The following is an 11517-nucleotide window of genomic DNA, read 5'->3' as shown; positions in this document are numbered from 1 at the left end:
TCAGCCGCTCCTTGGCGGCTCGATGCGCAGGGAGACCCCGTCGCCGAGGTCGAGGATGGTGCCGATCTCGACGGTGACGCTGCGGCCGTCGCGGAGCTCGAACTCGGGCTCGCCGACCGGCCGCACCGTGGTGCCGTTGGTGGAGTGCAGGTCCGTGACGACGATGTTCCAGTCACGCGTCGTGACCATGAGGTGGCTGCGGGAGATGTCGTTGCCCGGGCTCGGCACGCGCAGCAGGTGCGATCCCTGGGGGCCGTGCGATGCGTCGGGGGCCCGGCCGACGATGACGGCGGTGACCACGTCGGCGAACTCACCGTGGTTTGTGTTCACACCGGCCAGCAGCGGGCGGCGCAACAGGCGAGGGTTGCTGGGGTCCACCGGCGCCTGGCAGATGCGGCACTGGCGGGCGCCCGGCGGGTTGGGGTGCCCCTGGACGCACGGCACCGCCAGCACCTGCTCCTCGTGCGACGCGTCCGCGGCGGCGGGCTTGTGGGTGGCGGCGATGCCGGTGGAGAAGATGGTGCCCGGGTCGTCGTCGACCTCCCCGAAGCTGCCCGGGACCACGACCGGTTCCGAGCGGGTGCCGAGCGGCGTGGGCGACGGGGGCGGGATCGGCACGGCCATCGGCGGCGGCGCTGCCGACGGCGCGGTGAGGGGCTCGACGGGGGGCGGCGCGAAGGGCGGCGGGGACGACGGGCGGTCGCCGATGATGGACTGCGGCGAGGAGGCGGACGCGACCTCGTCGAGGGCGGAGGGGTCGAACGGCCGGGTCTCGAAGCCGGGTTCCGGCGCGGTGGCGGCCGCCGCGTCGGCGAGGTCGGTGGCGCGGGTGGGCTCCTGCGCGTCGTCCTCCGCCGCGGCGCGCTGGGCGCCCGCAGCAGCGACGGGTGGGAGGTCCGCGAGCAGGCCGGTGGCCTCGGCGGTCGGGAAGACGAGACGCTGGTCCGGCGCGGCCGTCAGCGCCACCGAGGAGACGAGCGCGGCCCCCACCACCAGGGGGAGGACCGCCTGGTCGGGCGCCGCCTCCTCGAGGTCGATGGTGTAGGTGCGTTCGGGGTCCAGTCGCTGTTCGGCCCAGGTCAGCGAGCCGGGGTCCGAGAGCACCACGTCGCCCGAGTCTGCGTCGGTGACCCGCACCTCGCCCCGGACGAGGCCGTGGAGCCCGTCGCCGTCCCAGAAGAAGGCGCCGAGGTGCGGCATGGCGGCGATGCCCGAGTCGGAGAGGAACCTCAGCAGGGCGTCGGGGGTACTCGTGCGGAGCGTGCCCTCCCACAACTCGGCGACCAGCGACGACGCCGAGGCCGGCGGGGTCATCATGATGACCAGCGACGTGGGTCCGCTCAGCGCGAGCCAACGGCCCCCGGTGTACGACAGCCGCCACGCGGCCATTGGCTGCGTCATGGAGCCTCCCTCTCGTCGTCGGTCCCCCGTGAGGGCAAAGTATGGGCCATCAAACCATCTGGGGGTGACCAGAAGGTTACGAGACGGCGGACGCCAGGCTTCGCCCGAGCCGATCCGCCGCTTCCCGGATGACGTCCGGGCTGGTCGCGAGGTTCACCCGCACGAACTGGCCGTACTCCGGGCCGAACTCCGAACCGAAGTTGAACCGGACGCGGGCCTGCTCGTGGAAGTGCCGACCGGGGTGGTCGAGCCCCAGCGGAGCGCAATCGAGCCAGGCGAGGTAGGTGCCCTGCGAAGGAGCGTAGCGGAGTGCGGGAAGGTTTTCTTTCAGAAGGTCCACAAACAGTGCCTTGTTCGCGTCGATCTCCTTCTGCGCCTGCGCCACCCAGTCGCGGGCGTGGTTGAAGGCCGCCGCGTGCGCGATGACGCCGAAGTGGCTCGTCGACTCTGACACGTATGCGGGCAGCCCTCGCAGCGCCTCGAGGCTGGCGTCGCTGGCGCCGAGGAGACCCGCCTTGAGCGCGGCGAGGTTGAACCCCTTGGCGGCGGAGGTGGAGACGAACGCCTTCCCGACGCCGGGCAGCGACAGGTACGGGGTGAACTCGTGCCCGTTGAAGGGTGCGTGGATCTCGTCGGAGATGACCGTCACGTCGTAGCGGTTCGCCAGCTCTGCGACGCGCTCCAGCTCATCGCGGGTGTGGACGGTGCCGCCCGGGTTGTGGGGCGAGCAGAGCAGGTAGGCGCGTGCGCCGTCGGCGAAGGCCCGCTCGATGCCGGCGAGGTCGAGGCGGTCGTCGAGCATGTGCACCTCGACGCCGACCCGGCCGGTGCGCTCGATGGTGGCGCGGAACGGCGGGTAGATGGGCGGGTTGAAGACCACCTTGTCGCCAGACTTCGTGCAGGCCTCGAGCGCGTACCGCATGCCCTGCATGACGTCACCGGTGGTGACGAAGCGCGACGGGTCGGCGTCCCAGCCCCAGCGCCACTGCGCGAACCCGGCGAAGGCCTCCTGGTAGTCGGGGCGCTCGGGGTAGCCGGTGTCGCTCTCGTCGACGGCACGGTGCAGCGCCTCGGCCACCGGGGCCGGGATGCGCGTGTCCATCTCCGCCACGAACATCGGGATCACGTCGGGCTCCCAGCGCACCCACTTGATGGAGGTGCGGCGGCGGAGTTCGTCGAGGGAACAGTCGAAGATGGTCAAGTTCATTCTCCTGGGACGGGGAGTTGGGAGGCCACGCTGAGCAGCCAGGTCAGGATGCCGTCGACCGCGCCGGGGGCGATCGCGCGGGTGGTGATGAGGGCGATGGAGTCGCCCCCGAACCAGAGCCGGTCGAACGGCGGCGCCTCGTCGAAACGCGCACGCACGCGGGGGCTCAGGACGCGACGGGCGCCCGCCTCGTCGGCGGTCCTGATGCGCCAGGCGTGGTCGAACGCGGGGTCGCCGACCTCGAAGTCGCCGCCGCCCATCAACTCGGCGAGCAACTCGTCGTCCTTGTGGATGGTGATCTCCGGCAGCGTCAGGCCCGGCAGCCGCACGCCGACCACGTTGCGCAGCGGGGCGGCGGTGAAGCCGAACACGGGGAGGTCGCCGAACTTGCCGACGAAACCGTGCCCCTCCGCGACCACCGGGATCCGGTGCTTCAACCGCTCGTGGATGTCCTTCGCGGTCGTGACCATCCAGCGACGCTCGGCCGCCCACGCCTTCCACGCCTCGGCCGTCGTGCCGGACTGGAACCAGTGGCGGGCCACCGCGGGCGCCCGGGCGGGGGCCGGCGGACGCATCGGCAGCGCGCGTCGCACCCCGACGGCGGTGAGCACCTTGGTGGGGATGGCGTCGACGATGCGGTGCAGGATGGTGAGGTAGTCGTCGAGGTCCTCGGTGGGGATCTGGCGGCGCGTGTTGACGAGGATGGCGTCCTGCTCGAACCACAGGCACTCGAACTCGATCCGGTGCAGGTGCCGGGTGACGTCGGGGATGAGCACGTCGCGCGCGAACGCCGCCGACGGCGACACCGCCTGCCACTCGAGGTCGAACTCCCGGCTGACCGGGACCGGGGTGCCGTCGAGCGTCCCCAGGACCGGGGCGACGGACAGCGACGGGAACTGCGCCCCCGGGATGCGGAGCGCGACCACGTCGAACCCTCCCCACGGGTCCGTGCCGCCGGTGGCGCGGAAGCCGAAGCACGCGTACTCGCCGAAGCGGCCCTCGAAGGCCATCGGCACCTCGCGCATCACGCCCTTGCGCAGCCCACCGCCGCTGAAGCGCGCCAGCACCATCGGCCAGCCGGCGTGGAACATCCACGAGCGCTGCCGCGCCCACAGCTCCCACTCAGTCTCCATGCCCACCTTCCGTTCCGTGGTCAGTCTATGGGGTGCGGGCTGTGGTGGGCTGCGGTCGTTTACTTGCCTCCGGTGTGGTTCACCTGCCTTGGGTGGGGTTCACCTGCCTTCGGTGCGGTTTACCTGCGTCCGTTGAAGCCACCTGCGTCCGGTCCGATTCACCTGTCTACGTAGGCGGGTGAATCGCACCCAACTCAGGGGAACCGATCACCGACCGGCAAACCTCTCCCAACACACTAGGCTGCCGCCATGACGGACACCGCCGGACCGGCGAAGAAGATGCGGCTGCGCTACCAGGGTCAATGCCGACTCTGCGGTACAGAGGTGGAGGCCGGCGCGCAGGCGGTTTACTTCCGCGACGCCAAGGCGATCGAGTGCCTCTCCTGCTTCGACGATGCCGCTGCGGCCGAGCCGCCTACCGCGCCCCCGCCAGCCGACACGCCCGGTGCTCCTACCGCACCCGAGCCGCTCGCATACAGCGAAGGGGTCGCCGGGGATTCGGCCCGCGACGAGTACGAACGGCGGATGGCACGTCGGGAGGCTCGGGTGCGCGAGCGATTCCCGCGAGCGGGCGGCCTGCTCCTCAAGATCTACGAGGAGGGCCAGCCGACCAAGGCGTGGAAGGTCGGCGCGGGTGGCGAGGAGACGCTCGGCGGAACGTTCAACCGGATCGCGGGGCCCGAGCTCCGGGTCCTCCACGACCGGCGAGTCCCCCGCACCAGGGCGAACATCGATCACATCGTCGTGTGCCGCAACGGCGTGATGGTCATCGACGCCAAGCGCTACAAGGGCAGGCCGTCGCTGAAGGTGGAGGGTGGGTTCTTCCGCCCCACGGTCCACAAGCTCACCGTCGACGGTCGGGACCGAACCAAGCTCGTGGAAGGCGTGCGCAAGCAGGTCGACCTCGTCACCGCTGCACTGGAGGACGTCCCCGTGCCCGTGCAGGGCTTCCTCTGCTTCCTCGATGCCGACTGGCCCCTGATCGGCGGCGCGTTCACCATCCATGGTGTCGGCGTGCTCTGGCCGCGGAGGCTGCGGAAGCTCCTGGAGAAGGAGGGCCCTCTCGGCTCGGAAGAGATCGAGCAGATCCAGGCCCGGCTGGCGGCTGCGTTCCCCGCCGCTTAGCCCACCGAATCACGGTCTCCAGATTACGGGGTGAGATTGTTCGCACTCAGCCCTCTCCGGGGGCCTAGTGCCAGAAAACACACTCGCTGATTCTGCGAACCGGCCGACCGGGCTCAGGAGAGGTCGGCGGGGCGGACCTTCCGGCCGGTGTCGGCGGCCAGCGCGATGGCCGCGGTGAGGCGGACGGTCTGGGCCGCGTCGGCGCCGGAGATCGACGAGGGCCGACCCGTGCGGATGGCCTCGACGATGTCGCGCCACTGGGCGACGTGGTTCGCCACGCCGAAGGCCATCGGCTCCGATGACCCGCCGGCGCCGTGCGCCCCCACCACCTCCGGTCGCGGCGCCTCGTGGTCCCACCGGAGGATCTCCTCCGGCCCGAGTTCGATGGTGCCGCGATCGAAGTTGAGCGAGATGGTCGCCGGGAAGCCGGGCGGTGTCGCCGTCGTGACGCTCAGAAGGCCGAGGGCGCCGCTGGCGAAGGAGAGGGTGGCGACGAAGGTGTCCGCGGCCTCGATGTCGTGCGCCAGCGTCGCCGACTGGGCGGTGACCGCCTCCACGGGGCCGGCGAACCAGCGCAGGAGGTCGACGTTGTGGATGCCCTGGTTGTCGAGCGCGCTGCCGCCCGCCTCGGTCCGGCCGCGCCACGGCGCCTCGCGGTAGTACTCGGGGTCGCGCCACCAGTGGACGTGGGTCCGGGCGAGCCGCAGCTCGCCCAGCGCGCCGGAGTCCATGAGCCGGCGCACCGCCTGGTGCACGGGCTCGAACCGGCGCTGGAAGATCGCCGACACATGCAGCCCGCGCTCCGCCGCGAGCGCGTTGATCCGCTCTGCGGCGGCGACGTTGAGCGCGAACGGCTTCTCCACCACGACGTGCTTGCCGGCCCCCAGCGCCTCCATGGCCTGGGCCGCGTGGCCGTCGCTCGGGGTGCAGATCACGATGATGTCGACGTCATCCCTCGCGTACAGCTCGTCCCGGCTCACGCGCTCCGCGTCGGGCCAACCGCCGCGTGCGGCACCGTCGGGCGAGGATCCGGTGTAGGCGCGCAGTTCGACGAGGTCGCGCAACTCGTTCAGGGCCGAGGCGTGCTGGACGCCGATCATGCCCATCCCGAGCAGGCCCACTCGCAACCCCTCTCCCATGGTTCCCTCCCGACAGCAAACTTGACTCTTAAACTACGCTCTGCTTGAGCTTCACGCCCACGCGACGCATAATGGGCTGGCAACGCAAGGCAATGATGAGGCAATCACCTCGGAGCCGCCGGAAGAACGGCCCACCGGCCCAGTAGAACCGGCAGCGAGCACACATGAAGTGGAGCGCATCGCGCTCAAGAAGGGTGGTACCGCGGGCCCCGGCTCGTCCCTTCGTCCGACGAAGCAGACGAACGAAGGACCGCGATGACGTACCGCGCTGTGGACACCCAGGTCGACTTCCCCGCGCTCGAGCACGACGTGCTGAAGCTGTGGGACGAACAGGGCACGTTCGAGCAGTCGATCGAGCGCACCCGCGACGCCGAGACGTGGACCTTCTACGAGGGCCCCCCGACGGCGAACGGCATGCCCGGCACCCACCACATCGAGGCGCGTGTCTTCAAGGACCTCTTCCCCCGCTACAAGACCATGCGCGGCTTCCGCGTGGACCGCAAGGCCGGCTGGGACTGCCACGGCCTGCCCGTGGAGCTCGCCGTCGAGAAGGAGCTCGGCTTCACCGGCAAGCACGACATCGAGGCCTACGGCATCAAGGAGTTCAACGACAAGTGCCGCGAGTCGGTGCTGCGCCACGTCGACGCGTTCACCGATCTCACGCACCGCATGGGCTACTGGGTCAACCTCGACGACGCCTACGTGACGATGTCGACGCCGTACGTCGAGTCGGTCTGGTGGGCGCTCAAGCAGATCCACGACAAGGGGCTGCTCGAGGAGGACTACCGCGTGGCCCCCTACTGCCCGCGGTGCGGCACGGCGCTGTCCGACCACGAGCTCGCGCAGGGCTACGAGGACGTCACCGACCCGTCGATCTACGTCCGTTTCCCGCTGACCTCCGGCCCCCTCGCTGGCGACGTGGACCTGCTGGTCTGGACGACGACCCCGTGGACGCTCGTGTCGAACACTGCGGTGGCCGTGCACCCCGAGGTGACGTACGTCGTCGCCAAGCACGACGACCAGCGCAGCGTCGTCGTCGCCGAGCCGCTCTTCGACAAGGTGCTCGGTGAGGAGTGGGAGCGCACCGGCCAGCAGTTCACCGGCGCGGAGCTGGAGCGCTGGACCTACCAGCGCCCGTTCGAGCTCGTTCCCTTCGAGGAGGCCGCCCACCTCGTCGTGCTCGCCGACTACGTAACCACCGAGGACGGCACGGGCCTCGTGCACCAGGCGCCCGCGTTCGGCGCCGACGACATGGCCGTCTGCCGCCGCTACGGCCTCCCCTTCGTCAACCCGATCCGCCCCGACGGCCACTTCAAGTCGGAGGTCGGCCTCGTCGGCGACACCTTCTTCAAGGACGCCGACCCGACGTTGGTGGAGGACCTGCGCGGCCGCGGCCTGCTGTTCCGCGCGCTCGACTACGACCACGCCTACCCGCACTGCTGGCGCTGCCACACGCCGCTGATCTACTACGCGATGCCGTCGTGGTACGTCCGCACCACCCAGCGCAAGCAGCGGCTCATCGAGGAGAACGACGACACCACCTGGTACCCCGAGAACGTCAAGTACGGCCGCTTCGGCGACTGGCTCAACAACAACGTCGACTGGGCCCTGTCGCGCACCCGCTACTGGGGCACGCCGCTGCCCATCTGGCGCTGCGAGGACGACCACCAGGTGTGCGTCGGCTCGCTCGCGGAGCTGTCGGAGCTCACGGGCACGGACCAGTCCGAGCTCGACCCGCACCGTCCCTTCGTCGACGACATCACGTTCGACTGCCCGACCTGCGGCAAGGAGTCGCGCCGCGTCGCCGAGGTCATCGACGCGTGGTTCGACTCGGGCTCGATGCCGTTCGCGCAGTGGGGCTACCCGCACGCGCCCGGGTCTGAGCAGAAGCTCGCCGACAACTACCCCGCCGACTTCATCTGCGAGGCGATCGACCAGACCCGCGGCTGGTTCTACTCGCTGATGGCCGTCGGCACCCTGGTCTTCGACGAGTCGTCGTACCGCAACGTCGTCTGCCTCGGCCACATCCTCGCCGACGACGGCCGCAAGATGAGCAAGCACCTCGGCAACGTCCTGGAGCCCATCCCGCTGATGGACCGCCACGGCGCCGACGCGGTGCGCTGGTTCATGGCCTGCTCCGGTTCGCCGTGGAGCGCCCGGCGGGTGGGTCACCAGGCCATCGAGGAGACGGTCCGGAAGGTGCTGATCACCTACTGGAACACCGTCGCCTTCCAGTCGCTGTACGCGCGCACCTCCGGCTGGGCCCCGACGGGCGACGCCCCGTCCGTGGCAGACCGGCACGTGCTCGACCGCTGGCTGCTCAGCGCCGCCCACGTCCTGGTGCGTGACGTGTCCGCCGCGCTCGACAACTTCGACACCCAGCGCGCCGGCCAGCTGGTGAGCCACTTCGTCGACCTGCTCTCGAACTGGTACGTGCGCCGCTCGCGCCGCCGCTTCTGGACCGGCGAGGAGGGCGCACTGTGGACGCTGCACGAGGTCCTGTCAATCCTGACCCGGCTCATGGCGCCGATCACGCCCTTCGTCACCGAGCGCGTGTGGCAGGACCTGTTCGTCGAGTCCGACCCGGAGGGGCCGAAGTCGGTCCACCTGGCCGAGTGGCCAGAGCTCGACGAGGCGCTGATCGACGAGGAACTGGACGCCGCGATGGCGGTCACCCGTCGCGCGGTGGAACTGGGCCGCGCGGCCCGCGCCGAGTCGAAGGTCAAGATCCGGCAGGCGCTGAAGCGGATGTTGGTCCCGTCGACGATCCACGCGCACCTCACGCCGGAGCTGGTCGAGGAGATCAAGGCGGAGCTGAACGTCCTGGACGTCGAGACGTTCGCGGAGGCGGGCGACATCGTCGACGTCTTCGCCAAGGGCAACTTCCGCAACCTCGGCAAGCGGTTCGCCAAGCGCACCCCGCTCGTCGCGAACGCGATCGCCGACGCGGACGCCGCGGCCCTGGCCGCCGCGCTGCAGGCGGAGGGCAGGGCGACGGTCGTCGTCGAGGGTGAGGAGTTGGAGGTCGGCCCGGACGACGTGCTGATCTCCGAGCGCCCGCGCGAGGGCTGGTCCGTGGTGAACGAGCAGGGCGAGACCGTCGCGCTCGACCTCGAGCTCACCCCCGAGCTGGTCCGTTCCGGCCAGGTCCGGGAGATCACGCGGTTCGTGCAGGAGGCGCGCAAGGCGTCGGGCCTGGACGTCTCCGACCGCATCACGCTGGAGCTCGCCGTCGACGAGGAGCTCCGCGAGGCGCTGGTCGAGGGCCTGCAGCAGATCTCCGAGGAGGTGCTCGCGACCTCCATCGCGCAGGTCGACGAGCTCGAGGACCCGACGCACACCGACGACGAGTTGGGGCTGCGGATCAAGCTCGCCAAGGCCTGAGCGGACTCACAGCCGGGCCGCGGCCTCCAGCAGCATCCAGCCGGACAGCTGCACGGAGAGGTCGCGCTCCGGCACGGCGGCGCTCGTCACCCCGTTCGGGGCCTGGTTGGCGCCGAGGGGCGCGGCCGCCGTCGGGATGACGGCCGGCGCGGTCCAGTCGTGGCCGAAGAACACGCCGTCGGCGCTCTCGGCGCGGTTGCCCCACGCCGCCTCGGCACTCGTCAGTACGATCCGCCTCGCGGCAGCGGACCCGGCCCGCGCGGCCTCACCCAGGTAGCGGGCCGTGATGCCGGCGAAGAGTCCGCCGTCCCCGCCGCGCGCGCCCACCAGCACGCCGTCGCGGGTGAGCTTCGCCTCGACGGCGCTGGCGACGCGCTCGGCCTCCGCCAGATCCCCCAGCTCCACGAGGGCACCGATGAACGTGCCCTGGTTGTAGGTGTAGAGCGCCGGTCGGGCCGGGCGTAGGCCGTCGACGACGAGGCCGTCGTCACGCTGCAGCCGGCTCCGCAGCCAGTCGACCGCCCGGCGCGCCAGGAAGTCCTCCCCCACGCGTGCGAACAGGATCGCCGCCGGGCCCATGACCGGCGCGTTGCGGAACTCGTCGCCCACCCGCCACGGCAGGCCGCCCAGCGCGTCGCGTCGCCACGCACCGGCCAGCCGGTCGACGATGACGCGCAGCCCGCGCGGGTCCCCGAGCCCGAGCCGACCGGCGCGCTCCAGCGCGAGACCGAACCAGGCGATGTCGTCGTAGTAGTCGTTGGTCCACCGGAAGCCGTTGCGGACCCACATCGCCCGGGGGAACGCCCGGATCAGGCGCCGCCGCTCCTCGTCGGGCTCGCGCAGTTCGGCGTCGACGAGACAGTCCAGGAGGTGCGCCTGCCACCAGTAGTGGAGCGGCCGGTGCCACGCTGCGCCCGCCGCGGGTGGGAACGACGTGATGCCCAACCGTCCGGCCTGCCACACCCTCAGCCGGCGGACATGCCGACGCCTGATCGACGCCTCGGCCGACGAGGCACGCGCCGAGGCGTCAGCCGAGGTCAACCGTCGCTTCCCGGTACTCGATGCCGGCCTGGCGGGTGCACTCGGACAGGATCCGCATGACCTCGAGCGTGTCGGACAGCGGCATCGTCGCGGACTCGGTGCGGCCGGCGAGGATGCACTCGGTGACCTCGGCGAACTGGTGGGCGTAGCCCTTCCCGATCGGGCGGGTCTCTATGACGCGAGGGAGCGCCCCGGCCCGGTTCACGGTCACGGTGGTCGGGTGGTGGAACCGGGGCTGGATCTCCACCCATCCCTTGGTGCCGAAGATCCGGAAGCTGCCCGGGCCGTGCCCGTCGAAGGCGCAGGTGAGCGAACTGAGGGCGTCCGCGTCGTGGCGCAGCGAGATGGTGGCCCCCGCGTCGATCCCCGTCGGATACAGCCGCGCCAGGCACTGCACCTCCTTCACGTCGCCGAGGAAGTGCTGCGCGAGGGAGATCGGGTAGACGCCGAGGTCGAGGAGCGCGCCACCGCCGAGCGCGGGGTCGAACAGCCGGTCCGTGGGGTCGAACTCCCTATGGGCGATGAGGTCGCTCTGCACCCCGACGACGTCGCCGATCCGACCCCATGCGACGACCTCCTTGGCCGCCTGGACCGCGGGCTGGAAGCGGGTCCACAGCGCCTCCATAGCGAACACGCCCTTGGCGCGGGCGGCCTCGACGACCTGGCGGGTGCCCTCATAGGTGGTGGTGAACGCCTTCTCGACGAGCACCGCCTTGCCGCGCTCGATGGCGGCCAGCGCGACGTCGCGGTGCTGGGCGTGCGGGGTGGCGATGTAGACGACGTCGATGGACTCGTCGTCGAGGAGTTGCCGGTAGGAGCCGTAGGCCGTGGTGACCCCATGCTGGCGGGCGTACTCGTCGGCGCGCTCCTGGGAACGGGACGCGACGGCCTGCACCTCGGCGTCCGCGACGAGCCGGAAGTCGCTCACGACGCCGCTCGCGATGCCGCCAGTTCCGATGATTCCCCAGCGAACCGTGTCCATGGCCCAAGGCTACTGCCCAGGCGGGGGCCGTGGGCGGGGACGGCTGCCAGCCGGCCCGGCGGATGGAACCGGGACGGCGAATCGTACGGGCTCGCACTAGTCTGG

General features: G+C 71.0%; 8 protein-coding genes. 2 read left to right on the top strand and 6 right to left on the bottom strand.

Annotated elements, in window-relative coordinates; translation table 11 throughout:
- From BLR46_RS03915 to BLR46_RS03905, 3 genes are all read right to left on the bottom strand, one after another.
- Complete coding sequence (locus BLR46_RS03915; protein ID WP_143008204.1) at positions 1–1401, bottom strand: FHA domain-containing protein; 1401 nt, start codon at positions 1399–1401, stop codon at positions 1–3.
- 76 nt (positions 1402–1477) lie between these two features.
- Positions 1478–2602, bottom strand: coding sequence for a MalY/PatB family protein (locus BLR46_RS03910; RefSeq protein WP_176761647.1), 1125 nt, complete (start codon positions 2600–2602; stop codon positions 1478–1480).
- A 2-nt stretch (positions 2603–2604) separates the two neighbouring features.
- A complete protein-coding gene (locus tag BLR46_RS03905) occupies positions 2605–3741 on the bottom strand; it encodes a hypothetical protein (RefSeq protein ID WP_093249044.1) in 1137 nt (378 codons plus the stop codon).
- Between the two features lie 249 nt (positions 3742–3990).
- On the opposite strand from BLR46_RS03905, the gene BLR46_RS03900 reads away from it, so the two are divergent.
- Positions 3991–4866 carry a nuclease-related domain-containing protein gene (locus BLR46_RS03900; RefSeq protein WP_093249042.1) on the top strand — a complete coding sequence of 292 codons (876 nt, stop codon included), beginning with the start codon at positions 3991–3993 and terminating at the stop codon, positions 4864–4866.
- Positions 4867–4979: 113 nt separating this feature from the next.
- Here BLR46_RS03900 and BLR46_RS03895 read toward each other — a convergent pair whose 3' ends face one another.
- Positions 4980–6005, bottom strand: coding sequence for a Gfo/Idh/MocA family protein (locus BLR46_RS03895; protein WP_176761646.1), 1026 nt, complete (start codon positions 6003–6005; stop codon positions 4980–4982).
- 255 nt (positions 6006–6260) lie between these two features.
- Here BLR46_RS03895 and ileS point away from each other — a divergent pair, with 255 nt between their 5' ends.
- Complete coding sequence (ileS, locus tag BLR46_RS03890; protein WP_093249039.1) at positions 6261–9389, top strand: isoleucine--tRNA ligase; 3129 nt, start codon at positions 6261–6263, stop codon at positions 9387–9389.
- 6 nt (positions 9390–9395) lie between these two features.
- Here the strand turns inward: ileS and BLR46_RS03885 are convergent, their stop codons facing one another.
- Positions 9396–10430, bottom strand: a complete 1035-nt coding sequence (locus BLR46_RS03885; protein ID WP_093249038.1) for a glycoside hydrolase family 76 protein — start codon at positions 10428–10430, stop codon at positions 9396–9398.
- Positions 10417–11412 (bottom strand): Gfo/Idh/MocA family protein, encoded by a 996-nt coding sequence (locus BLR46_RS03880; RefSeq protein ID WP_093249036.1) that lies wholly within the window; start codon positions 11410–11412, stop codon positions 10417–10419. The genes BLR46_RS03885 and BLR46_RS03880 overlap by 14 nt, the downstream gene beginning before the upstream one ends.
- Between the last annotated feature and the right edge of the window lie 105 nt (positions 11413–11517).

This window comes from Tessaracoccus oleiagri (assembly GCF_900103275.1).
GTDB classification, from domain to species: Bacteria; Actinomycetota; Actinomycetes; order Propionibacteriales; family Propionibacteriaceae; genus Arachnia; species Arachnia oleiagri.
The sequence above is the reverse complement of the archived record's forward strand: the minus strand, read 5'-3'. Positions and strand labels throughout refer to the sequence as shown.